20 protein-coding genes are annotated in these 22,229 nt (G+C 71.9%); 8 read left to right on the forward strand and 12 right to left on the reverse strand.

The annotated features are described in order from the left end of the window. Nucleotides 1-9: 9 nt before the first annotated feature. The 8 genes from ACQPWZ_RS21210 to ACQPWZ_RS21245 form a co-directional block, all read right to left on the reverse strand. A complete protein-coding gene (locus ACQPWZ_RS21210) occupies nt 10-2,715 on the reverse strand; it encodes a fumarate reductase/succinate dehydrogenase flavoprotein subunit (protein WP_433572145.1) in 2,706 nt (901 codons plus the stop codon). 11 nt (nt 2,716-2,726) lie between these two features. After that, on the reverse strand, nt 2,727-3,509 hold the full coding sequence (locus ACQPWZ_RS21215; RefSeq protein WP_340474693.1) for an ABC transporter ATP-binding protein: 783 nt from the start codon (nt 3,507-3,509) through the stop codon (nt 2,727-2,729). Beyond that, entirely contained in the window at nt 3,506-4,357 is an 852-nt protein-coding gene (locus tag ACQPWZ_RS21220) for an ABC transporter permease (RefSeq protein WP_433572146.1), read from the reverse strand. The genes ACQPWZ_RS21215 and ACQPWZ_RS21220 overlap by 4 nt, the downstream gene beginning before the upstream one ends. After that, the gene (locus tag ACQPWZ_RS21225) at nt 4,354-5,724 is read right to left on the reverse strand and encodes an ABC transporter substrate-binding protein (RefSeq protein WP_433572147.1); all 1,371 of its coding nucleotides are present in this window, start codon (nt 5,722-5,724) and stop codon (nt 4,354-4,356) included. The genes ACQPWZ_RS21220 and ACQPWZ_RS21225 overlap by 4 nt, the downstream gene beginning before the upstream one ends. 29 nt (nt 5,725-5,753) lie before the next feature. After that, nucleotides 5,754-5,981: a 4Fe-4S dicluster domain-containing protein gene (locus tag ACQPWZ_RS21230; RefSeq protein WP_266533934.1), complete on the reverse strand. Its 228-nt coding sequence runs from the start codon at nt 5,979-5,981 to the stop codon at nt 5,754-5,756. Nucleotides 5,982-6,022: 41 nt separating this feature from the next. Further along, nucleotides 6,023-6,793: a GntR family transcriptional regulator gene (locus ACQPWZ_RS21235; RefSeq protein ID WP_340474698.1), complete on the reverse strand. Its 771-nt coding sequence runs from the start codon at nt 6,791-6,793 to the stop codon at nt 6,023-6,025. 229 nt (nt 6,794-7,022) lie between these two features. Beyond that, nucleotides 7,023-8,249 (reverse strand): fumarylacetoacetase, encoded by a 1,227-nt coding sequence (gene fahA, locus ACQPWZ_RS21240; protein WP_340474699.1) that lies wholly within the window; start codon nt 8,247-8,249, stop codon nt 7,023-7,025. A 38-nt stretch (nt 8,250-8,287) separates the two neighbouring features. Then, on the reverse strand, nt 8,288-10,312 hold the full coding sequence (locus tag ACQPWZ_RS21245) for a CocE/NonD family hydrolase (RefSeq protein WP_433572148.1): 2,025 nt from the start codon (nt 10,310-10,312) through the stop codon (nt 8,288-8,290). Nucleotides 10,313-10,531: 219 nt separating this feature from the next. Between ACQPWZ_RS21245 and ACQPWZ_RS21250 the strand changes: the two genes are divergently transcribed. The 5 genes from ACQPWZ_RS21250 (at nt 10,532) to ACQPWZ_RS21270 (ending at nt 16,214) form a co-directional block, all read left to right on the forward strand. Next, a complete protein-coding gene (locus ACQPWZ_RS21250) occupies nt 10,532-11,542 on the forward strand; it encodes a polyprenyl synthetase family protein (RefSeq protein WP_313944746.1) in 1,011 nt (336 codons plus the stop codon). Nucleotides 11,543-11,797: 255 nt separating this feature from the next. Further along, nucleotides 11,798-12,811, forward strand: a complete 1,014-nt coding sequence (locus tag ACQPWZ_RS21255) for a CHRD domain-containing protein (RefSeq protein WP_433572149.1) — start codon at nt 11,798-11,800, stop codon at nt 12,809-12,811. Between the two features lie 220 nt (nt 12,812-13,031). Further along, nucleotides 13,032-14,264 (forward strand): LolA family protein, encoded by a 1,233-nt coding sequence (locus ACQPWZ_RS21260; RefSeq protein WP_340474704.1) that lies wholly within the window; start codon nt 13,032-13,034, stop codon nt 14,262-14,264. Nucleotides 14,265-14,356: 92 nt separating this feature from the next. Next, entirely contained in the window at nt 14,357-15,295 is a 939-nt protein-coding gene (locus ACQPWZ_RS21265) for an ABC transporter ATP-binding protein (protein WP_433572150.1), read from the forward strand. Next, on the forward strand, nt 15,282-16,214 hold the full coding sequence (locus ACQPWZ_RS21270; RefSeq protein WP_433572151.1) for an ABC transporter permease: 933 nt from the start codon (nt 15,282-15,284) through the stop codon (nt 16,212-16,214). The genes ACQPWZ_RS21265 and ACQPWZ_RS21270 overlap by 14 nt, the downstream gene beginning before the upstream one ends. A 46-nt stretch (nt 16,215-16,260) precedes the next feature. Here ACQPWZ_RS21270 and ACQPWZ_RS21275 read toward each other — a convergent pair whose 3' ends face one another. Both ACQPWZ_RS21275 and ACQPWZ_RS21280 read right to left on the reverse strand, forming a co-directional pair. Next, entirely contained in the window at nt 16,261-16,818 is a 558-nt protein-coding gene (locus tag ACQPWZ_RS21275; protein WP_433572152.1) for a flavodoxin family protein, read from the reverse strand. A gap of 130 nt (nt 16,819-16,948) precedes the next feature. Beyond that, nucleotides 16,949-18,277: a M28 family metallopeptidase gene (locus ACQPWZ_RS21280; protein ID WP_340474710.1), complete on the reverse strand. Its 1,329-nt coding sequence runs from the start codon at nt 18,275-18,277 to the stop codon at nt 16,949-16,951. A 354-nt stretch (nt 18,278-18,631) separates the two neighbouring features. Between ACQPWZ_RS21280 and ACQPWZ_RS21285 the strand changes: the two genes are divergently transcribed. Further along, nucleotides 18,632-18,838 (forward strand): hypothetical protein, encoded by a 207-nt coding sequence (locus ACQPWZ_RS21285; protein ID WP_340474711.1) that lies wholly within the window; start codon nt 18,632-18,634, stop codon nt 18,836-18,838. Nucleotides 18,839-18,877: 39 nt separating this feature from the next. On the opposite strand, the gene ACQPWZ_RS21290 is transcribed toward ACQPWZ_RS21285, so the two are convergent. Continuing rightward, nucleotides 18,878-19,327, reverse strand: a complete 450-nt coding sequence (locus ACQPWZ_RS21290) for a VOC family protein (protein ID WP_383232379.1) — start codon at nt 19,325-19,327, stop codon at nt 18,878-18,880. A 21-nt stretch (nt 19,328-19,348) separates the two neighbouring features. Here ACQPWZ_RS21290 and ACQPWZ_RS21295 point away from each other — a divergent pair, with 21 nt between their 5' ends. Both ACQPWZ_RS21295 and ACQPWZ_RS21300 read left to right on the forward strand, forming a co-directional pair. Next, nucleotides 19,349-19,957: a CGNR zinc finger domain-containing protein gene (locus ACQPWZ_RS21295; RefSeq protein WP_433572153.1), complete on the forward strand. Its 609-nt coding sequence runs from the start codon at nt 19,349-19,351 to the stop codon at nt 19,955-19,957. Next, entirely contained in the window at nt 19,957-20,382 is a 426-nt protein-coding gene (locus ACQPWZ_RS21300) for an SRPBCC domain-containing protein (RefSeq protein WP_383232385.1), read from the forward strand. Before ACQPWZ_RS21295 ends, ACQPWZ_RS21300 begins: the two co-directional genes overlap by 1 nt. A gap of 864 nt (nt 20,383-21,246) precedes the next feature. Here ACQPWZ_RS21300 and rarD read toward each other — a convergent pair. After that, nucleotides 21,247-22,200: an EamA family transporter RarD gene (gene rarD / locus ACQPWZ_RS21305; protein ID WP_433573847.1), complete on the reverse strand. Its 954-nt coding sequence runs from the start codon at nt 22,198-22,200 to the stop codon at nt 21,247-21,249. Nucleotides 22,201-22,229: the final 29 nt, after the last annotated feature.

A 22,229-nucleotide genomic window follows, 5' to 3' on the forward strand; every position in this document is an offset into this window, starting at 1 on the left:
CCCGGGGCCTCAGGCGCGCCCCGCGTAGGCCCTGACGTCCGCGTCCGGGTCGTGGACCGCCGTCGCCAGGGCCGCGCGGGCCTCCTCGGCGGCCGGATGACGGAGCAGGGCGAGAACCGCCGCCTTGCGGACATCCGCGAAGGCGTCGCCCAGTGCCTTGGCCAGCGCCGGAACCGCCGTACCGGATGCCGCCCCGCCGAGCGCGGCCGCGGCTCCGGCGCGGACCTGCCAGGCAGGGTCGTCCAGCGCCCCTGCGGCCGACTCCGCCACATCCGCGGGGCAGCCCGTCGCGCCGAGCGACTGGAAGGCGGCCGCCCGCACGAGGACGTCGTGGTCACCCAGGAGGCGCGTGAGCGGGCCGAGGACGTCGGCCGGGGGCGCCGTCACCGCCGCAAGGCCCTTCGCGACGGTGACGCGGACCTCACGGGCCGGGTCGGCGGCGGCCGTCGTCAGCTCCTGGACGGCGTCCACGGAGACGAGCGCGCGGACCGTCTCCACCCGGACCCCGAGGTCGGGATCGTCCAGGCCCGGGGCGAACAAGGCCGTGCTTCCCAGCCGCAGGGCGCGCAGCAGGTCGAGCGCCGCGGCCCGTACCACCGGGTCGGCCGAGGAGACGGCCGCGACCAGCGGGGTGCGCAGCGCCGGCTCCGGTGGCAGCGTCTCGACCAGTTCACGCAGCGACTCCGCGGCCACCGCCCGCACCCCTGTGTCGGTGTCGGCGAGCGCGGCGGCGAGCGCCGGGCCCGTGCCGTCGGGGGCGGTCTCCGTCAGCGTGGCCACCGCCGCCCGCCGTACCGCCGGATCCGGGTCCGCCAAGTAGGGCGACAGCGCGGCCAGTTCCGGCTGGTCGTCGGCGAGCGCCACGAGCTCCAGGATGCGCGGCGAGCCGGTCGCCGCCCGCTCCGGGGTGCTGGTGGGGGCGGCGATACGCGAGCCGGTCGGGGCGGCCTCGCGCGGTCCCGCCGTCGCCACCTGCTCCGGCCTGACCTCCCCCAGATGGCGGGAGGCTCCGCCCACCGGGGTGAACTCCTCGACCGGCACCAGATACGGCTCCACCGGGCGCGCCGTGAACTCCATCGCTCCCGACGGCGACTTGCGCAGATCCAGATGGTGCAGCCAGCCGGTGTCGTCGCGCTGCGGATGGTCCGTGCGCTCGTGGTAGAGGCCCCAGCGGGACTCCGTGCGGGCGAGCGAGGAGCGGGCCGCCATCTCCGCGCAGTCCCGGATGAAGCTCACCTCGGCGCAGCGCATCAGCTCGTGGGGTGTCGTGGCGCCCATCTCCGCGATCTCGCCGCGCATCCTCTCGAAGTGGTCCACGGCGAGCGACAGCCGGGCGCCGGACTTGGGCGGCGCGACATAGTCGTTCACGAACCGGCGGAGCTTGTACTCGACCTGCGGCTGCGGCGGGCCGTCGGGATTCCGCAGCGGCCCGTAGGCCAGCTCGTGCGCCTCGGCCAGCTGGTCCGCCGGGAGTTCACCGGTGTACGCCCGGTACTGGGCCGCGTCCTCGCCGGCCAGATCGCCGAAGACGAACGCCCCGATCATGTAGTTGTGCGGCACGCACGCCAGATCGCCGGCCGCGTACAGCCGGGGCACGGTCGTGCGCGCATGGTCGTCGACCCGTACGCCCGACGCCGAGTGGCCTCCGCACAGGCCGATCTCGGAGATGTGCATCTCGATGTCGTGGGTCCGGTAGTCGTGGCCCCGGTTCGCGTGGAAGGTGCCGCGGGTCGGGCGTTCGGTCGTGTGCAGGATGGACTCCAGCGCGGCGACCGATTCCTCGGGCAGATGGCTGAGCTTCAGATACACCGGGCCGCGGTCGGAGGCGAGTTCGGCGGCGAACTCCGCCATCATCCGGCCCGACCAGTAGTCGGAGTCGACGAACCGCTCGCCGTGCCGGTTGACCTGGTAGCCGCCGAAGGGGTTGGCGACATAGGCGCAGGCGGGGCCGTTGTAGTCCTTGATCAGCGGATTGATCTGGAAGCACTCGATGCCGGTGAGTTCGGCCCCCGCGTGGTACGCCATGGCATAGCCGTCACCGGCGTTGGTCGGGTTCTCGTACGTGCCGTACAGATAGCCGCTCGCGGGCAGACCGAGACGGCCGGCGGCGCCGGTCGCGAGAATGACGGCACCCGCGCGGACCGTGACGAACTGCCCGGTGCGTGTGTTGAAGCCGGCCGCGCCCACCGCCCGGCCTTCCGCGGTCAGCACCCGGACCGGCATCACCCGGTTCTCGATGCGGATCCGCTCGCGCATCTCACGGCGGCGCAGCCGGCGGTAGAGGACCTTCTTGACGTCCTTGCCCTCGGGCATCGGCAGGACGTACGAGCCGGAGCGGTGGACCTGGCGCACCGCGTACTCGCCGTGCTCGTCCTTCTCGAACTTCACGCCGTACGACTCCAGCCGCTGCACCATCGCGAAGCCGCGGGTGGCCGTCTGGCGGACGGTGGACTGGTCGACGATGCCGTCGTTGGCGCGGGTGATCTCGGCGACGTAGTCGTCGGGTTCGGCACGGCCGGGGATCACGGCGTTGTTGACGCCGTCCATGCCCATGGCGAGGGCACCGGAGTGGCGGACGTGCGCCTTCTCCAGCAGGAGCACGTTGCTGCCGTGCTCGGCCGCGGTGAGGGCGGCCATCGTGCCGGCCGTGCCGCCGCCGATGACGAGGACGTCGCAGGAGAGCTCCTCGGCGTCGGTGAGAGCGGGGATCTGCACGGTCGTGCCTTTCACTGGGATCCGGTGCTGCCGAGGGACGCGAGGACCTCGCGGCGCAGTGCCACGGTCGCCGGGTCGCTGTGCGCTTCGCGCTCGCGGGGACGCGGTACGTCCAGGACGCGGCCGGTGCCGAGGAGCGCGAGCCGGTCGCCGAGGAACACCGCCTCGTCCACGTCGTGGGTGACGAAGACGACGGTCGCGCCGGTGTGCCGCAGCACGTCGACCAGCAACTGCTGCATCCCGGCCCGGGTCTGGGCGTCCAGCGCGCCGAACGGCTCGTCCATGAGCACGGCCCGGGGCTCCCCGGCGAGTGCGCGGGCGAGCTGGACCCGCTGGCGCTGACCGCCGGAGATCCGGTGCGGGAACGTCGGCCCGTACCCGGCGAGGCCGACGCGCTCCAGCCACTCGTCTGCGGTCCTGCGCCGTGCGGCGCGGGCGACCCCCTGGATGGCGAGGGGCAGTTCGACATTGGCGCGCACGGTACGCCAGGGCAGCAGCGCGTCGTCCTGGAAGACCAGTGCACGCTCGGCGCGGGGGGCGGTGATGGGAGTGCCGTCCTGGGTCACCTCGCCGCCGAGCGGCGGGAGCAGCCCGGCGAGGGTGCGCAGCAGGGTCGACTTGCCACAGCCGGACGGCCCGACGACGGTGAGGATCTCACCGGCCGCCACATCGAGATCGACGCCGTCGAGCACGGCGGTTCCGTCCCGGCCGAGCGCGACGGAGCGGAGCGTGAGCCGCGCCCCGAGGTGCGCGGAAGGGGCCGGTGCGAGGGCGGTTTCGGGGGGTGTGGTCACGGGGCGACGCCTCCTCGGAGAGAGTCCGGCCGCGCCGCCCGTCGCAGCGCGGGAGTACGGGTTCGGGGGCGGGCAACGGCGTCGCCGGCGGGCCGGGGCAGCCAGCGCGTCAGGCGGCGGCCCAGCACCTCCACGGCGGTAGAGGTGAGCCGGCCCAGCAGGCCGATGGTCGCCATGCCGACGAAGACCCCCGGGTAGTCCACGACCGTGTAGTCCTGCCAGGTCCGGTAACCCACCCCGTATTCGCCGGAGATCATCTCCGCCGAGATCACGCAGATCCACGAGACGCCGATGCCGACCGACAGCCCGCCGAGGATGCCCGGCAGTGCGCCCGGCAGCACGACCGAGCCCAGCACACGGGCGCGGCCGCCGCCCATCGTGAGGACCGCTTCCTCCCAGACCGGTGTCAGGGCGCGTACGGCGTGCCGGGTCGAGACCATCACCGGGAAGAACGCCGCGGTGAAGGTGATGAAGATGATCCCTTGCTCGTTGCTCGGGAAGAGCAGGATCGCCACGGGCACGAGCGCGATCGCCGGTATGGGGCGCAGGACTTCGAGGACCGGGCCGAGCAGATCCGCGGCGAGCCGTGAGCGGGCGATGGCCGTGCCGACCGCCACGCCCGCGACCGCCGCCAGCACGAAGCCGGTGACGATGCGGGTGAGGCTGTCGGTCAGGTCCTGCCAGTACGTCCCGCTGCCGATCCGGTCCCCGAAGGCGCGCGCGACATCCGTGACGGTGGGGAACTGCTCGAAGCGCAGCCACAGATTGACGTCGTACGCCGTGAGCAGTTGCCACAGGCCGAGCGCGCCCGCCAGGGACAGGGCCCGCACGACGTGCCGCGAGGTCATGACGCCTGCTTCAGGGCGTCGGCGTACGGCAGTGTCCGCGCCCCCGGGTGGCCGGCGATGTACGCCGAGGCCGCCGACGGGGTGACGAAGGGCAGCAGCCGGGGGCCGTCCGCGACCCAGACCGCCTTGTCCGCGAACCAGAGGGTGCCGGTCGTCGTGTCGGGGACGTACGCGGCCCGGACCGCGCCGGTGTTCGTCGCGAGGTGGCGCAGCAACTGGTCGGGGGCGGCGTAGGACCGCGTGGCGCCGTTCCTGAGCCACACCTCGCTGCGTGCGGGCCCGGCCGTCGTGGCGAGTGCCTGCGCGTACCGGGCGCCCAGTGCCCGCTTGACGTACTGGTCGTCGACGAAGGCGTCCACGTCCACGTCACCGACCAGCCTGGCCGACTTCAGTACCGGAACGTCCTTCTTCAGGGCCGCGACCAGGGCGGGCTTGATGGTCGGGTCGAACGTCGCGATGCCGTTCGCGCCGTTGTAGAGGTAGACGACCTCGGGCGGCAGACCGGTGGCCTTCGCGACCGATTCCGCCGCCGCGACGGGCCGCTCGCGCAGATACTCGGTGGCCTTGTGCTGCGCGCGCAGGAAGGCCTCCAGCACGGCGGGCCGCTTCTCGGCGAACTCTTCGCGCGCGGTGACCCCGTGGAAGGTCGGCAGATTCAGTTCGGCGCCGTCGTAGAGGGCCTTCGCCCGGCCCTGGAAGGCGAGCAGCCCGGGCCAGGCCACGAACTGCGAGAGCGCGTCCGCGCTGCCCGCCTGAAGAGCCGACGCGCCCACCGCGGGCTGCTGGTTGAGTTTGTGGATGTCCTTCTCCGCGTCGATGTCCGCCTGCTGGAGCGCCCGTACGAGCGTGCCGTCGGCCGCGGATCCCACCGAGGTGGACACCTTCTTGCCGCGCAGGTCCGCGAGCGACGACAGCCGGGAACCGGGCTCCGTGACAATGGTGTTGAGGCCGCCGCGCAGGTTGTAGCCGGTGACGGAGACGAGCCGCGTCGGCCGGTTGAGCTGCTTGCCGCGGGCCGCGTTGATCAGCAGCGGGAAGTCGCCCATCGAGCCGATGTCGATCTTCCCCGCGGTCATCTGGGCGGTGATCGGCGCGCCGGTGGCGTAGTCCTGCCACTTCACCTTGTAGGTGATGCCGTCCCGGGCGCCGCGCGCCTTCAGCTCCTGCTCGAAGTAGCCCAGTGAGCGCAGCAGGGTGCCGGCGGTGACGGTGTTGATGGTCTTGGACTGGTAGCCGACGGTCACGGTGACCGTGCCGGAGTCGCCGGCGTTCGCGTCGCCGCCGCACCCGGTGGCGAGCGGGACGACGAGGGCGACGGCGAGGGCGGCGGGAAGTGCTGTGCGCGGCTGAAGTGCTGTGCGTGTCATGGGCGTTCGGACCTCTCGACCGTGTCGGCTCACCGGAGCAGATAGGGCATGTTGACCGTGACCGCGTCCGTGGGGCAGCGCGCCGCGCACGGGCCGCAGTACCAGCACTCGTCCACGTGCATGAAGGCCTTGCCGCTGTCCGGGTTGATGGCGAGGGAGTCGAGCGGGCACATGTCGACGCACAGCGTGCAGCCGTCGATGCACTTGGACTCGTCGATGGTCACGGGCACGTCGGCGCGCTGGGGTGCCAGAGGCATGGCTGTCTCCAGGAAACGGGTGCGAAGGGTGGGAGTGCGGGTCAGAGGGCGCGGTGGAGCAGCCCGCTCATGGCGATGCGGTCGCCGCGGAAGCGGATGAACTCCAGGTCCACGGGCCGGCCGTCGGCGAGATGGGTGAGCCGCTCCAGCATCAGCACGGCGGAGCCGCGTGGCGCTTCGAGGACGGCGGCGGAGTGCGCGTCGGCGTTGACGGCCTCCAGGGTGATCTCGGCGGTGCCGAGCGGCTGTCCGGCGAGGGTTTCGAGGAGCCGGAACACATCGGTGTGCTCCAGGTCGCAGCCGAGCAGCCCGGTCCCGAGGTCCATCGGGACATAGGTGAGGTCGAGCGAGAGGGGCAGGCCGTTCAGCCGGCGCAGCCGCTCGATGCAGAGGACGTCGCTGTGTTCACCGAGTCCGAGCCGCCGCGCCACGGGTGCGGGCGCGGTGACGGGGCCGACCGTACGGACTTCGTTGGTGACGTCGCCGTGTTCGTGCAGGGTCTCGGCGAGACCCTGCAACCGGTCCAGGCCGTGCGAGTACTTCTCGGACACCACGACGGTGCCGACGCCCGGCTGCCGTTCGATCAGTCCTTCCGTGCGCAGCAGGTCGAGTGCCTGCCGGACGGTGTTGCGCGATACGCGGTACTCCTCGCCGATCGCCCCCTCCAGCGGCAGGGCGCCGCCGGGGAAGCCGCCCGTGCGCACCTGGTGCCGCAACAGGTCGGCGAGCTGCCGTGCCCGGTCCGCGCGCAGCAGCCGCCGTCGGGCGGCGGCGACCGGCACGGCGTGGTCACGGATGCGTTCGGCTGGCATGCGGTGGACGATACCGACGGAGTGTCGACGGTGGTGTTGCCAGAGTGTTGCGCCATGCCCGCAACCGGGCGCACCGCGGTGACCTGCGGTTCTGTCCGGCCTCGGGGAAGATCTGCCACCGGACGGCACGCGACGGGGCGGGGACGTGGTGCCCCCGCCCTGCCGGTACCGCCGGTGCCCCGCGGTACCGGTCAGGTCCTGCCCCGCCGGCCGGCCGGTGCCCCGACGGTCAGGCCGAGGGGACGATCCGGCCGGAGACCTCGCCGAGCCCCACACGTACGCCGTCCGGGCCCGGAGCCCAGGCGGTCATCGTCACCACATCGCCGTCCTCCAGGAAGGTCCGCTTGCCCTCGGGGAGTTCGAGCGCGTCCCGGCCGTTCCAGGTCAGCTCCAGCAGCGAACCGCGCTGGCCGACCTCCGGCCCGCTGACCGTGCCGGAGCCGTAGAGGTCACCGGTGCGCAGGGAGGCGCCGTTGACCGTCATGTGCGCCAGCTGCTGGGCGGCCGTCCAGTACATCGTGGCGAACGGCGGCTCGGCGATCACATGTCCGTTGACCGCCACGCTGATACGCAGGTCGAAGCCGCCCTTCTCGTCCTCGGCGGAGTCGTCGAGGTAGGGCAGCAGTTCGCGGTCGCGGGCCGGCGGATCGGTCCGGGCGGCGTCCAGGGCCTCCAGCGGCGTCACCCAGGCGGAGACGGAGGTGGCGAAGGACTTGCCGAGGAACGGGCCGAGCGGCACGTACTCCCAGGCCTGGATGTCCCTGGCCGACCAGTCGTTGAGCAGCGACAGACCGAAGACGTGGTCGCCGAAGTCGCCGAGGGCCACCGGCGTACCCATCCGGGAGGGGGTGCCGACGACGAAGCCGACCTCCGCCTCGATGTCGAGCTTCACGGACGGCCCGAACACGGGAGCGGCGTCGGCCGGCGCCTTGCGCTGCCCCGAGGGGCGTACGACATCGGTGCCGGAGACCACGACGGTGCCCGAGCGGCCGTGGTAACCGATCGGGAGGTGCTTCCAGTTGGGGGTGAGCGCGTCCCCGTCCGGCCGGAAGATCCGGCCGACGTTGGTGGCGTGGTGCTCGCTCGCGTAGAAGTCGACGTAGTCGGCGACCTCGTAGGGAAGGTGCAGCGTGACCGCGTCCAGGGGATGCAGCAGCGGCTCCATGTCCGCCCGGTGCCCCGGCACGGTCACCCAGGCGGTGATCGCGCGCCGCACGTCGCGCCAGGCGGTACGGCCCGCCGCGAGCAGGGGGTTGAGGCTCGGCCGGGCCAGCAGGGCGGCGTAGGGCGAGCCGAGGGTGTGGGCCGCCGCACCGGCATCGAGCACATGGTCCCCGATGCGTACGCCGACCCGACGGCGACCGGGGTCGTCGGCCGTGCTGAAGACGCCGTACGGGAGGTTGTGCGGGCCGAAGGGATCGCCCTCGGCCAGATCGAGCGGGCTCTGCTCGGACATCGGTGCCTGCCTCGCTTTCCACGGGTGTGGGTGACACGTTACGTGGACGCGGACCCGCCCCGGCAGGGCGTTCGGCCGGCCTCTCGCGGCAGACGCTTCTCCCAGGTCCGGTGGAAGACGATCTCCTCCCCGTCGCGGCACACCACCTCGTCCTCGACGAGGAAGCCGGCCGCGTCGCAGCTGATGTCGCAGCGGCTCTCGACCGTCACGTCCCAGGCCCTGTCGGGCCGGTGGAGCCGGGCCGTCCACTCGGCGCTGACACGGGCGGAGTGCGGGTCGTGCTCCACAATCGTGCACGTCTCCCGCGCCTCCTCGGTGAGTTCGAGGCCGTCCGGGTGGATGCGCCGGCCGCCCGGCCGGGGGTCGGTCTCCACGCGCCACTCGCCCCGGGCGACGTCCCGCACCACCAGGCGCTCCGGGCGTTCCACGTCGAGTGTGGCGGGGGAGCTGACGCCGAGCGGCTCATACGGGTCGGGCTCCCCGAACGTGATCCGGTCACCCGTCGTGGGGAGCGTTTCGCGTACCGGGAGTTCGAGGAAGGAGCCCTCGGGGTCGAGCGTGAAGCCCGCGGAGTCGCCCGCGGGCCAGAGCCACGGCCAGTACGCGGAGGAGACGGCGAGCCGGACGCGGTGCCCCGGCGGGAAGGCGTGGCCGGCCGTGCCGAGTTCGAACGTCACGTCCTCCGCCCGGCCCGGCGACCACGCGTCCTGCCGGCCGCCGCCGCGGTGGGCGGTGAGGTCGACGCCGCCCCGGGCGACGAGTGCGGACGAGCCGTCGGGCGCGATGTCGCACAGCCGGGCGACCACCTGGCCGTGCGGACCGTCCGGGCGCAGCCGCAGAGCGACCCGGGCCCGGCCCAGGATCTCGACCGGCTCGTCCGTGACGGGAAAGTCGAAGCAGGCGGAGTGCGCGTCCTCCGCGCGCTGGTCGGGCGGCGGATCGGCGTCGTTCCCGGTGGGGACGGGCCGGCCCGCGTCCAGCCCGGTGTGCTGGGGCGAGTCGACGACGAGGGGTGCGCCGCCGAGCGCGTACGCGACCGTGCGGATGTGCGGTGACGGCAGGCCCGGTTCGGCGACCCAGTGACCCGAGGGGTGGGGGAGGTGCGGCGTGCTGATCCAGGCGCGGAGCAGCGGCTCTGCGGCCGGCGCCTCGCCGCCCTCGTCGTCCTTCATATGGCGGTCCCACCACGCCAGGGTCTCGCCGAGAAAGCCGATCGCGGGCCCCGGGTGGTCGGCGTGGTCCGGATAGCGGTGCGGCCAGGGGCCGATCAGCCCGCGGACGCGATCGGGCGGCAGCTGCGTCACCAGCCGCAGGACGGCGTCGCGGTAGGGGTCGTACAGCCCGCCCACGGCCAGGACGGCCGCGGTGATGTCAACCAGGGTCCCGCGAGTGTCCTCCTGCGGCCGGTCCATCTCGCGGGGCCGGGGCGCGAGCCAGGCATGGGCGGGCGGCTCGACGGCCTCCAGGCGCTTCATCCACATGCCGCGCCACTCCTCGCCGGCGAAGAGCGGGTCGGGCGGACGGCAGAGGGCGGACAGCAGGGCGGCGGACCGGCTGAGCAGGCCCTCGGCGAGCACCGAACCGCCCGGGTGGTACGCGCCGTTGTCGTCCGGATCGTCGGTGGCGCACACCGTGACGACCGCTTTCAGCGGTTCCGGGCCGAGGGCCGCGACGCGCAGGGCCAGGGTGCCTCCGGCGCCGATCCCGAACATGCCGACCCGGCCCGTGGACCACGACTGCGCGGCCAGCCACTCGACCACCTCGGCGCCGTCCGCCACCGCGCCGGGATCGCCCTCGGGGCCGGGCAGACCCTCGCTGTTGCCGTGTCCGCGCACCTCCACACGGACGGACGCGTAACCGTGAGCGGCGTACCAAGGGTGACGCTGCGCGTCACGCGCGGCGGTCGTATCGGTCAGCCTTTCCGGCGAATACTCGAGCAGGACGGGGACAGGCGCATCGGTGTACGGCCGCCACATCCGTGCATACAGCCGAGTTCCGTCGGTCAGCGGAATCCGGACGTCCTCGTGGCTGGTTTCATACGGGGCATGCTGGTGCTGGTCCATGGCGGAGACCTCGGTGCACGGGGTGCGCCGGTCACGTCGGAACCGGTCGCCGAACCCGGCGAAAGGGCTCACCCCTGGGCGTACGTGCTGATCACGAACATACCGGCGGCAGCGGGAAGCCGCCCATGGTGATCGAAAGGCGACCGGATACGCTGACTTGAGTGAATCGAGCGACACATCGACAATCCGTGTGATCGTCAGCAGACAGGAGACCCCCTCGTGAGCGTCGTCGGGCCGTTCGGGCTGAGCGTGCGGGACCAGGCTCTTGAGGCCGATGTCCAGACCGGACTGTCGGCCGTGGAGGCGGGTCTGCTCGATGCCACCAAGAGCGAGGTGCCCTTCATCACGGAGGCCGCGCAGCATCTCGTACGGGCCGGAGGTAAGCGGTTCCGGCCACTTCTGGTGATGCTGGCGGCCCAGTTCGGCGACCCCCACGCGCCCGGTGTGGTGCCCTCCGCCGTGGTCGTGGAGCTCACGCATCTCGCGACGCTCTACCACGACGACGTGATGGACGAGGCGGACGTACGGCGCGGTGTGGACAGCGCGAACGCCCGCTGGGGCAACTCGGTTGCCGTCCTGACCGGCGACTTCCTCTTCGCCCGGGCCAGCCACATACTGGCCGACCTGGGTCCGGAGGCCGTACGCATCCAGGCCGAGGCCTTCGAGCGACTGGTCACCGGCCAGATCCTGGAGACGGCGGGCCCGCGCGACGGCCGTGACCCGGTGGAGCACTATCTCGACGTCATCGGCGGCAAGACGGGCTCCCTGATCGCCGTCTCGGGCCGGTTCGGCGCGATGATGTCGGGTGCCGACGAGGGTGTCGTGGACATCCTGACGCAGTACGGCGAGCGGCTCGGCGTGGCGTTCCAGCTGGCCGACGACGTCCTCGACATCGCCAGCGACTCGCACGAGTCCGGCAAGACGCCGGGCACGGACCTGCGGGAGGGCATTCCGACGCTTCCCGTGCTGCATCTGCGCGCGCGGGCCGAGGCGCAGGGGCTCCCCGAGGACCTGGAACTGGTCGCGCTGCTGGAGAGCGACCTCTCGGACGACGAGCTGCACGCCGACGCGCTGCGCCGGCTGCGGGTGCACCCCGCACTGGAGCAGGCGCGACGCGACACCGTGCGCTACGCGGAGGAGGCGCGGGCGATGCTCGCGCCGTTGCCGGAATGCGATGCGAAGGCGGCGCTCGTGGAGCTCTGCGACCTGGTCGTGCACCGAGCGGGCTGACGCACCCCGCCAGACCCCTCCCCACCTGCACCGACGTCCGGATGGGCGGCGCTTCGACGTGCCCGCGGGCAGTACTCGTACCTCTCCAGACCGGCAGGACATCCGCCGTACGCCGTGCGGACGGGGTCCGCGCCGCCTCCGTACAGGTGTGACCGGCATCACAGAATTGGATTGGGTCCAGTCTGAGATCCGCTCCGTACTCCAGTGCAGAAGCTGACGCACAGGGCGTTGGCATCGGTACGGGGAGACTTACTGATGAAGCGCACCAAGACCATCCTTGTCGGTACCACTGCTGTCGCCGCCGCCGCGGGCGTCGCCCTCGCCGTCCTGCCGGCCTTCGCGGCCGACGGCGACGGCTCCGCCCACCGTTCCGCCGGGCAGGGCGGCAGCAGTTCGGACCTGGCCGTCCAGAGCGGCGCGGGCGGTTCGGGCGGGAGCGCCGCGCTCTTCGTGGCGAGCTTGAACGGTGCCAACGAGGTTCCGGTGCAGGGAGGGCCCGCCGTCGGTGACCGCGACGGCGCGGCGCTCCAGTTCGTCAAGGTCCAGGGGGACAAGGTGTCGGTCGCGGTGAAGTTCCGCGGCACCGACAAGCCGACCGCTCTCCACATCCACCAGGGTGCGAAGGGCACGAACGGAGGCATCAAGATCGATTTCACCGAGCTGATCGGCAAGGGCCGGACCGAGGCCGCCGGCTGGACGGGAGCCGTCACCGGCAGCGTCAAGGTCAAGGACAAGACCGTGCTCGACGCGTTCAGGACCGGCCCGAACGGCTTCTACGCCAATCTGCACACCGCGGCGTTCCCGGGCGGCGCCGTCCGGGGCCAGTTCCACAAGGTGACCGGTTCCTTCCCGTTCGACCGGGCCCTCGGCAACGTCCAGGCGTCCGTGGTGACGGGCAAGCAGATCTACGAGTGCAAGAAGTCCGCCGACGGCACGCTCTCCTTCCAGCAGCGCGATGTCCGTGCCGTGCTGGGCGGGAACATCGCCCACTCCTTCATCGCTCCCAACTCCGGTACGCCGCAGTGGATCGCTCCTGACCGCAGCGCCGTCACCGGTGCACTGATCAGCAAGACGCCGAACGGCGAGGCGAACATCCCCGAGCTGGACCTCAAGGCCACGCAGTCCGGCAACAAGCGGGGCCTGTTCGCCCACACCCAGGAGATCTTCCGGCTGAACACGGTGGGCGGCGTCGCCCCGGCCGGCAGTTGCGACCAGGGTGCGATCGTCGGCGTCCCGTACGGCGCGGACTACGTCTTCGTCCAGAAGTAACCGGACCCGGACCGGCCGGACCGGCCGTATCCGAAAGAACCTCCGCACAGCCCTTGCGCCACGGGCGCGGCGCTTCCCCTACTGGACGGGGGAGGCGTCGCGCCTCTGCGTCATCCCAGAGCAGTACGACAAGTTGCTCCCGGGGTCTGACGCCTGAGTGCGGCCGATTTGGTCAGATTGGCAGTACCAGGCCTGACCAACCACGGAGGTAGGGCACACCATGGCACCGAACGACAGCGCACAGACCACCGAAGAGGCCAAGGACCTCGCAGTGGGCCGCCGCAAGGCCGCTCGCTACATCGTCCCGGTCGCGGTGGCCGGGGTGGCGGCGGCGACCATCGGGCTCGTCCCGGCGCTCGCTGCTTCCGGTGATCCCGATCTGCCGAAGATCAGCGCGCAGGAGCTCATCGAGAAGATCGCCGCATCGGACACGCAGCAGCTGTCCGGCACCGTCAAGGTCAACACGGACCTGGGCATCCCGGCCATCGGCGGTCTCGCCGACTCCTTCGCGCCCAAGGGCGGCGACCGCGGGGACGAGCAGGGCTCGTCCGCGGCCCCCGACGGCAAGCTGATGGAGCTCGCCACCGGCTCGCACACGCTGAGGGTCGCGGCCGACGGTCCGGACCGGCAGAAGGTGTCGATCCTCGAGGACGCGGCCGAGTACAGCCTGATCCACAACGGCGACGAGGTCTGGGCCTACGACAGCGCGACCAACGAGGCGTACCACTCCAAGGACGCGGCGAAGGGCAGCGCCGAGCAGCACGGCAAGGACCAGGCGGCGCCCGGGGATCTGCCGTCCACGCCCAAGGAGTTCGCGGACGAGGCCCTCGAGGCGGCCGGCGACACCACGTCCATCACCGTCGACGGCACCGCCCAGGTGGCCGGCCGCGACGCCTACCAGCTGCTGATCAAGCCCAAGCAGAGCGGCTCCACCATCGGCTCGATCAAGGTGGCGGTGGACGCGAAGACGGGCACCCCGCTGAAGTTCACGCTCACGCCGAGCGGCGGGGGCAAGGCCGCCGTCGACGTCGGCTTCACCAAGGTCGACTTCTCCAAGCCGGCCGCGTCCACCTTCGACTTCAGCCCGCCCAAGGGCGCGAAGGTGACCGAGGCCGACGAGCTCGGCAAGGACCAGGGAGCCCCGAAGCACGAGAAGGACGTCAAGGGCCTCGAGGAGTTCCAGGGCCTGAACGTCATCGGTGAGGGCTGGACCTCCATCGCGAAGATCGAGGGCCCCGCCGGCGAGGGCTCCGCCGCTCCGAAGGAGGGCGACGTCCCGCCGGAGGCACAGGGCTTCCTGGATGCCCTGGGCGACCCGGTGAAGGGCAAGTTCGGCTCGGGCACGGTCTTCAAGACCCGCCTCGTCAACGCCCTGATGACGGATGACGGCACCGTGTACGTCGGAGCGGTCACCAAGGACGCCCTCGTGAAGGCCGCCGACGCAGGCAAGTAACGAGGGCATCCAGCCCGATCGTGGTTGTCGCCCGCCCCGCCGTACGCTCCGTACGGTGGGGCGGAAGCCTGAGCGAGTGAACGGGGGCCGGTATGGCAGCTGTGATCGAGACGCACGGACTCACCAAGCGCTACCGCGGCGGCCAGCTCGCCGTCGACCGGCTCGACCTTGCCGTGCCCGCGGGCAGCGTCTTCGGATTCCTCGGCCCCAACGGGTCGGGCAAGACCACCACCATCCGGATGCTGATGGGCCTCATCGAGCCCACCGCCGGCAGCGCGACCGTCCTCGGCGGCACCATGCCGCGTGCCGTACGGACGGTCCTGCCGCATGTGGGCGCGCTGATCGAGGGACCGGCGCTGTACGGGTTCCTGAGCGGCCGGGACAACCTGGTGCGCTACGACTCCGCCGACCCGAACGCCGATCCCCGCACCCGCGCGGCCCGCGTCGCCTCCGCCCTGGACCGGGTGGGGCTGACCTCGGCCGGGGGCAAGAAGGCCAAGGCGTACTCCCTCGGCATGAAACAGCGGCTCGGGCTCGCGGCCGCGCTGCTCCAGCCACGCAAGCTGCTGGTGCTCGACGAGCCCACCAACGGCCTCGACCCGCAGGGCATGCGGGAGATCCGCGCCCTGGTCCGGGCGCTGGCCGCCGACGGCACCACGGTCTTCCTCTCCTCGCACCTCCTCGACGAGATCGAGCAGGTCTGCACCCATGCGGCCGTCATGGCGCAGGGGCGGCTGCTCATCCAGGGCCCGGTGGCCGACCTCGCCGCCGGGGCCAGGGGCCGTCTGGTGGTCCTCACCCCCGACCCGGGCGACGCCGCCCGGCTCCTCAAGGAGCAGGGAGTCGCCGGGGTGAACGTCGAGGACGAGCGGGTGACGGGCGAGCCGCCGGGGCCCGATGTGGACCTGGCCGAGCTGAACGCCGCCCTGGTCGGGGGCGGGGTGCGGGTACGGGGGTTCGGCGTCGAGCGCGCTTCCCTGGAGGACGCGTTCGTCGCGCTGACCGGAGAGGGATTCGATGTCGCAGGCTGAGGTGATCGGGACGGGCGGGGCCGACGGCTCCGACCGTTCGGGCGGGGCCGGCGCGGCTGCCGGGTCGGACGCCGGACCGCGGGCGCTGTGGACCCTCGGGCTCTTCCGCTCCGAGCTCGTCACCACGCTGCGCCGCTGGCGGACGCTCGCTCTGCTGGCCGTGCTGGCCGCCGTGCCGGTCCTGATCGGAATCGCCGTGAAGATCGAGACCGGCGACGGGGGCTCCTCCGGCGGAGGCGGCGGCGAGGGACCCGCCTTCATCACCCAGATCACCAACAACGGCCTGTTCCTGGTCTTCGCCGCGCTCGCCGCGACCCTGCCCGTATTCCTCCCGATGGCGGTCGGGGTCGTCGCGGGCGACGCGATCGCCGGTGAGGCCAACGCGGGCACCCTGCGCTATCTGCTGGTCGCACCGGCGGGCCGGACGCGGCTGCTCCTCGCCAAGTACGCCACCGTCCTCACGTTCACTCTGGTGGCCACCCTGGTGGTCGCCGCGTCCGCGCTCGCGGTCGGGGCTGTGCTCTTCCCCCTCGGCGATGTCACGACGATCTCCGGCACCACCATCTCGTTCGGGGACGGCCTGCTGCGGGCCGCCCTGATCGCGGTCGTCGTCGCGGCATCGCTGGCCGGACTCGCGGCGCTCGGCCTGTTCGTCTCGACGCTCACCGGCAGCGGCATCGCGGCCATGGCGACCACGGTCGGCCTGCTGATCACCGTGCAGATCCTGGACACGATCCCGCAGCTGGACGCGATCCACCCGTATCTCTTCCCGCACTACTGGCTGTCGTTCTCGGACCTGCTGCGGGAGCCGCTCTACTGGGACGACGTACAGAAGAACCTGGGGCTCCAGGCGCTGTACGCGGCGGTGTTCGGGTCGGCGGCCTGGGCGCGCTTCACGTCGAAGGACATCACGGCGTAGGCGCTGCGGCCGTCCCCGCCGAGGCCGGGACGCGCGACGAGGACGCTCACGTCACCGTGGCGAAGAACCGCTTGGCGTCCCGCACGGCCGCTTCGTCGTTCAGGACGTCACCGGGCCGGGAGCCGTTGCCGAGGAGTACGCCGCCCCGCTCCATCTTCAGATAGGCGGCGATGGTGTCGAGCGTGCCCACCAGCGGGTCGGCCGCCGCGCGGTCCGCGTCGGCGAGCGCGGTCACGCCCCACAGCGTGCGCCCCGCCATCCGGGCCCGGAAGTCCACGCCCGGCACCCGCATCCAGCCCGACCAGTGGTCGAGATAGCGCTTGGTGGAGGTCGAGACGGTGTACCAGTACAGCGGTGAGGCGATGACCAGGTCGGTCGCCTCCAGGGTGGCGTCCAGCAGGGTGGCGCCGTGCCCGGTGGGCGCGGGATAGGCGCCGTCGTCCTCGTGCCGCGCGTCCTCGAAGTCCGGCAGCGCGAGGTCGGCCAGATGGAGCCAGCGCTGCTCGGCGCCCGCGGGAAGCTGCTCGGCCGCGAGCCGGGCCAGTGCCTCGGTGTTGCCGTCGGTGCGGCTGCTGCCCAGCAGGAACAGGAACTTCCGGGTCATCGCGTTCTCCCCCTCGTACCGCTCGTACCGCGGACAGCTGTCCGCGAACGTGACTGCATGCGTGCGCAGTATATGCACACGCATGCAGTCGGTGGGGGGTGGCGGTCTTCGGGACAGCCGGGTCAGCCGGTCAGAAGGTCAGCTTCCAGCTGTTGATGTAGCCCGTGTCCTGCGCGGCGACGTCCTGCACCCGCAGCTTCCAGGCGCCGTTGGCCGGCTCGCTCGACGCGTTCACGGTGTAGGTGGCGACGACGTTGTCCGCCGAATCGTTGCTGCTGGAGTTCTTCAGCCGGTACGCGCTGCCGTCGGGGGCCACCAGGTCCACGACCAGGTCGCCGCGCCAGGTGTGCCGGATGTCGACGCCCACCGAGAGGGTGGCCGGGGCGTTTCCGGTGCGGCCGGTGACGGTGACCGTGGAGGTGACGGCCGCGCCGTTGTCCGGGATCGCCACGTCGGTGGTGCTCTCGTACGCCTCGCCGGGCGGGACGGTCGTTCCCGTCGAGAGCGTCCAGACGGCATGGGCGAGCGCGTCGCTGTTGCGGTCGAGCGCCGTGTCGTTGATGTTCGCCGTCGTGTCGCACGAGGAGTGGTAGCAGCGGTCGAAGGCCTGGCCGGCGGTGCCGCCCCACTTCTGGACCTGCGCCGCGGTCTTCGTGCGCCCGGCGCCGGTGAACAGACCGCCGACCGGTATGCCCACGTTCTTGAACGAGGCGTGGTCGGAGCGGCCGTCGCCTTCGGTCTCGATCTCGGTCGCGACGCCGAGGCCGGCGAAGTAGTCCTTGAGGACCTTCTCGATCGCCGGGTCGTCGTCGTAGACGAAGTAGCCCGGGTTGGGCGAGCCGATCATGTCGAAGTTGAGATAGCCGGAGATCTTCGAACGCTCGGCGGCGGGAAGGTTGTTGACGTAGTACTTCGACCCGACCAGGCCCAGCTCCTCGGCGCCCCACCAGGCGAACCGCAGATGCTTCGTGGGCTGCAGCTGGGCGCGGGAGACGGCGAGCGCGGTCTCCAGGACACCTGCGGAGCCCGAGCCGTTGTCGTTGATGCCGGCGCCGGAGGAGACGGAGTCGAGGTGCGCACCGGCCATCACGATCTGGTTGGCGTCGCCGCCGGGCCAGTCGGCGATGAGGTTGTACCCGGTGGCGCCGCTGGAGGTGAACTGCTGGATGGCCGTGGTGAATCCGGCCGCGTCCAGCTTCGCCTTCACATGGTCGAGGGACGCCTTGTAGCCGGCCCGGCCGTGGGCGCGGTTGCCGCCGTTGGCGGTGGCGATCGACTGGAGCTGGGTGAGGTGTGCCTTGACGTTGGCGAGCGGTATGTCGGGGGCGGCCAGTGCGGACGTCGGGGCTGCCGGCGCGGCCGGTGCCGCCGTGGCCGCGGGAGCGGCGGAGGCGAGCAGACCGGCCAGAGCTATCGCGGCGGCCGCGGCCGTGCGTCTGGGAAAGGCGGAGAACTTCATGTGGGGGCTCCGGATTCCGTACGGGGACATGACGGAACGTGCGAGACGCCCCGGAACGGCTCGTTCCAGGGCGTTGGAGCAGTGGCGCTGAACAGAAGAAGAGCGATGCGGGCGCGTGGGTATGCGGTGGTGACGCTGCGGTACGGGTGGCGCGGTGTGCGTGCTGAGAGTTCAGCGAGACTTTGACCTACCGTCAAGGGCGGAAATCGGTCAGCCGCGTTCGTATATAGGACTTCGTCTCCGTCACGGAACGGCCAACGCCGCGGCGCCTTTCGGGCACAACTGGCGCACGGCGGGCGTCAACGGTGTGGCAGGGGTTCACGCTGTGACCATCGCCGAGCAAGGGTGCGCCGTATGAACCTGGATCCGTTTCTGCTGCTGGGCGCCGCGATCAGGATTCTGCTGCCCGTGGGGGTCGCCACGCTGTTCGCGACCGTGGCCGCGATGGCCCTCCTCGTCGGCGTGTTCGCCCTGCTGACACGGCGCGTGCGCCGGCGGTACGTGGCGGCGGAGGAGGAGGGCCACGGGCTCGAGTTCTTCACCTGGCGGGATGCGGACTAGCCGAGGAGGCCTGCCCGCCGCTCCCCGCGGAACGCGGTGCTACTCCACGCAGAATTCGTTCCCTTCGGGGTCCGCCATGGTCGTCCACACGCCGATCGGCTGGTCCTGCCGGTAGAGGACGGTCGCACCGAGCCCCTCCAGCCGCGCGACCTCAGCCTCGCGCTTCTCCGGACCCACGTGCAGGTCGAGATGGAGCCGGTTCTTGACCGTCTTCCCCTCGGGCACGCGCTGGAACAGCAGTCGGCGGCCGAGACCGATGTCGGTGTCCTTCTCGAACTCGTCGTCCGGATGCCGGACGGCGGTGTAATCGAGCCAGGCGTCCCGGCCGTGGGCCTGGGTGGTCGAGCCGTCCGGCAGTTGTCCGGCTTGCCGCAGGCTCTCGATCAGCGCGCTGTGGTCCTCTCGCCGGTACTCCAGCGCCGCGGCCCAGAAGTCGGCCTGCACGTGCGGGTCGGAGCAGTCCACCACAAGTTTCCAGTGCACGGTCATGTAACCACTTATAATGGTTACATGAGCGAGGTCGCAAGAGGACTGACCCTGCGTACGCCGGATGGGCGTCCCTATCGTTTCGACCCCGGCGCGCTCTGCCTCGAGCTGCTGCCGACCGGAGGGCCTGGAAGCTACGCGCGGTGGGAGGTGCTGCACGAGCCCGCCGACCTGGTGCGCTGGGCGCGGCAGAGCCGGCTGCCCGCCGGGCTGGAGCCGGTCGTGACCCCTGACGAGGTCGCGGGAGCGCGGGCACTCCGCGACGCCCTGTGGCGGCTGGCCGCCGGCCGGACGCGCGGCGAGCAGCTGTCCCCGGCGGACCTCGCCGTGGTCAACGCCGCGGCGGCGAAGGCCCCGCCCGTCCCGCGGTTCACCCAGCGCGGGGGCCACGGCTGGGTCCCCGGGGCCACCGGCACCCAGTTGCTGTCCGCCGTCGCGCGCGATGGGGTGGACCTGTTCACCGGGCCGTACGCACATCGCATCCGCGAATGCGGCGCGCACGACTGCTCCCTGCTCTTCGTCGACACGTCCCGGCCGGGACGCCGTCGCTGGTGCGCGATGGAGAACTGCGGCAATCGCAGCAAGGTCAGGGCGCACCGCGCCCGCCACACCGAATCGGAGGGAGACGAGTGATGACGAGCGAACCGAGCCGCCGGCAGCCCGGCGACACGACGGGCCTCACGCAGGACGCGGGATGGGAGATCGGCGTCTCGAAGACGCTTCCCCTGCCCGTCGACGCGGTGTGGGACTTCATCGTGAGCCCGGAGGGCGTCGCCCTCTGGCTCGGGAAGGGCGTTGACCTGCCCACCGAGAAGGGCGAGGAGTACGCGACGGCCGAGGGCGTCACGGGTGAGCTGCGCAGCTACCGCCCGGGCGACCGCGTCCGGCTGACGTACGGCACCACCACACTCCAGGTCGCGGTCTCCGCGTCGGGCTCCGGAAAGGCCGTCCTCCGCTTCCACCAGGAGCATCTCGCCGACGCGGTGGAGCGCGAGCGGCAGCGGGCCCACTGGAAGGCCGTGACGGCCGAGGTGGTGCAGGCCCTGGGTGTCTCCTGAGAGCCGCCACCCCTTGGAGTTCATGTGGGGCTGCGCCCCACGCCCCCTTGCTCCGCGGCAGCTTCGCACCTCGTCCCGTCCGGCGGCTCCGCGCCGCGGAGGCGGACGGCACCTGTGGGGCTGCGGCCCCACGCCCCGCTTGCGGCAGCTTCGCGCCGCATGCCCTGCATCCGAACAGGCTCAGGCTCGCTTCCGGGCGCACGCCAACGGGTCGCGTGCTCGACCGCTCGGGAGGGGGTGTGCAGGGTCGTCCCCGCAGGGGATCGGCGGCAGTACCTGGGTGCTCCATGCAAGGGAGCTCTAGGCCGCCGACCCCGAGGAGTCGAGCCCGGAGGGCCCCTGGACCCGACGCGGGGCAAGGGCCTGAGGCTCAAGCTCCCCAGCCCCCGAACGGGCTCGGGTTCGCTTCCGGGCGCACATCAAGGGGTCGCGTGCTCGACCGCTCGGGAGGGGGCGTGCAGGGTCGTCCCCGCAGGGGATCGGCGGCAGGACCTGGGTGCTCGATGCATCGCAGCTGTAGGCGGCCGACCCCGAGGAGTCGAGCCCGGAGGGCCCCTGGACCCGACGCGGGGCAAGGGCCTGAGGCTCAAGCACCTCAGCCCCCGAACGGGCTCGGGTTCGCTTCCGGGCGCACGCCAACGGGTCGCGTGCTCGACCGCTCGGGAGGGGGCGTGCAGGGTCGTCCCCGCAGGGGATCGGCGGCAACACCCGGGTACGCAATGCATCGCAGCTGTATGCCGCCGACCCCGAGGAGTCGAGCCCGGAGGGCCCCCGGACCCGCCGCCGGACAAGGACCCGAGGTTCAAGCACCCGACCCCTGCCCCAGGGACCCGTCGCCGCACAAGGGCCTGAGGCTCAAGCACCTCAGGACGTCGGCTTCACCGAAGCCGGGCCGGCCGCCGGAGCCGCCGTCGGAGCAACCCCCGTCGCCGGGGCCACAACCGCCACCCTCAGCGCCGCCTCCCTCGACAACCTCGCCGCCTCCGCCCTCGTCCTCCTCGCCGTCCTCAACGCATCCCACGTCAAGCAGCTCAGCGCCAGCCACACCAGCCCGAACCCTGCCCACCTCTCCGCCGGCATCGCCTCGTGGAAGTACAGGATCCCCAGCAGGAACTGGAACACCGGCGCCAGGTACTGGAGCAGCCCCAGCGTCGACAGCGGAACCCGGATCGCCGCCGCGCCGAAGCACACCAGCGGCGCCGCCGTCACCACACCCGTCGCGGCCAGGAGCGCCGCGTGCCCCACCCCGTGCGCCCCGAACGTCGCCGCTCCGTCCGCCCCGAGCCACAACAGAAACCCGAGCGCCGGCAGGAACTGGATCGCGGTCTCGGCCGCAAGCGACTCCAGCCCCCCGATGTTGACCTTCTTCTTCGCCAGCCCGTACGTCGCGAACGAGAACGCCAGCGTCAGCGAGATCCACGGCGGCTGTCCGTACCCGATCGCCAGCACCAGCACCGCCGCGAACCCGGTGCCGACCGCCACCCACTGCGCGGGCCTCAGTCGTTCCTTCAGCAGCAGGACGCCCATCGCGATGGTGACCAGCGGATTGATGAAGTAGCCGAGAGACGCCTCGACGACGTGGCCGGAGTTCACGGCCCAGATGTAGACGCCCCAGTTGACGGTGATGACCGCCGCGGCGACGGTGATCAGCCCGAGCTTCCGGGGGCTGCGCATCAGCTCCCGTACCCATCCCCAACGCCTCACCACCAGCAGGGCGACGGCCACGACGGCCAGCGACCACACCATGCGGTGGGCGAGGATCTCCGCCGCACCCGAGGGCTTCAGCAGGGGCCAGAAGAGGGGGACCAGGCCCCACATCCCGTAGGCCCCGATCCCGTACAGCAGTC

The sequence above is a fragment of the Streptomyces sp. CA-251247 genome, assembly GCF_050952975.1.
In the GTDB taxonomy this organism is placed as follows: domain Bacteria; phylum Actinomycetota; class Actinomycetes; order Streptomycetales; family Streptomycetaceae; genus Streptomyces; species Streptomyces achmelvichensis.

Excerpts from the sequence above, each read along its gene's own strand:
- ACQPWZ_RS21220 (WP_433572146.1), bottom strand. The coding sequence starts at position 4,357 with ATGACCTCGCGGCACGTCGTGCGGGCCCTGTCCCTGGCGGGCGCGCTC.
- ACQPWZ_RS21225 (WP_433572147.1), bottom strand. The coding sequence starts at position 5,724 with ATGACACGCACAGCACTTCAGCCGCGCACAGCACTTCCCGCCGCCCTC.
- ACQPWZ_RS21230 (WP_266533934.1), bottom strand. The coding sequence starts at position 5,981 with ATGCCTCTGGCACCCCAGCGCGCCGACGTGCCCGTGACCATCGACGAG.
- ACQPWZ_RS21235 (WP_340474698.1), bottom strand. The coding sequence starts at position 6,793 with ATGCCAGCCGAACGCATCCGTGACCACGCCGTGCCGGTCGCCGCCGCC.
- fahA (WP_340474699.1), bottom strand. The coding sequence starts at position 8,249 with ATGTCCGAGCAGAGCCCGCTCGATCTGGCCGAGGGCGATCCCTTCGGC.
- ACQPWZ_RS21245 (WP_433572148.1), bottom strand. The coding sequence starts at position 10,312 with ATGGACCAGCACCAGCATGCCCCGTATGAAACCAGCCACGAGGACGTC.
- ACQPWZ_RS21255 (WP_433572149.1), top strand. The coding sequence starts at position 11,798 with ATGAAGCGCACCAAGACCATCCTTGTCGGTACCACTGCTGTCGCCGCC.
- ACQPWZ_RS21260 (WP_340474704.1), top strand. The coding sequence starts at position 13,032 with ATGGCACCGAACGACAGCGCACAGACCACCGAAGAGGCCAAGGACCTC.
- ACQPWZ_RS21265 (WP_433572150.1), top strand. The coding sequence starts at position 14,357 with ATGGCAGCTGTGATCGAGACGCACGGACTCACCAAGCGCTACCGCGGC.
- ACQPWZ_RS21270 (WP_433572151.1), top strand. The coding sequence starts at position 15,282 with ATGTCGCAGGCTGAGGTGATCGGGACGGGCGGGGCCGACGGCTCCGAC.
- ACQPWZ_RS21275 (WP_433572152.1), bottom strand. The coding sequence starts at position 16,818 with ATGACCCGGAAGTTCCTGTTCCTGCTGGGCAGCAGCCGCACCGACGGC.
- ACQPWZ_RS21280 (WP_340474710.1), bottom strand. The coding sequence starts at position 18,277 with ATGAAGTTCTCCGCCTTTCCCAGACGCACGGCCGCGGCCGCCGCGATA.
- ACQPWZ_RS21285 (WP_340474711.1), top strand. The coding sequence starts at position 18,632 with ATGAACCTGGATCCGTTTCTGCTGCTGGGCGCCGCGATCAGGATTCTG.
- ACQPWZ_RS21290 (WP_383232379.1), bottom strand. The coding sequence starts at position 19,327 with ATGACCGTGCACTGGAAACTTGTGGTGGACTGCTCCGACCCGCACGTG.
- ACQPWZ_RS21295 (WP_433572153.1), top strand. The coding sequence starts at position 19,349 with ATGAGCGAGGTCGCAAGAGGACTGACCCTGCGTACGCCGGATGGGCGT.
- ACQPWZ_RS21300 (WP_383232385.1), top strand. The coding sequence starts at position 19,957 with ATGACGAGCGAACCGAGCCGCCGGCAGCCCGGCGACACGACGGGCCTC.
- rarD (WP_433573847.1), bottom strand. The coding sequence starts at position 22,200 with ATGTGGGGCCTGGTCCCCCTCTTCTGGCCCCTGCTGAAGCCCTCGGGT.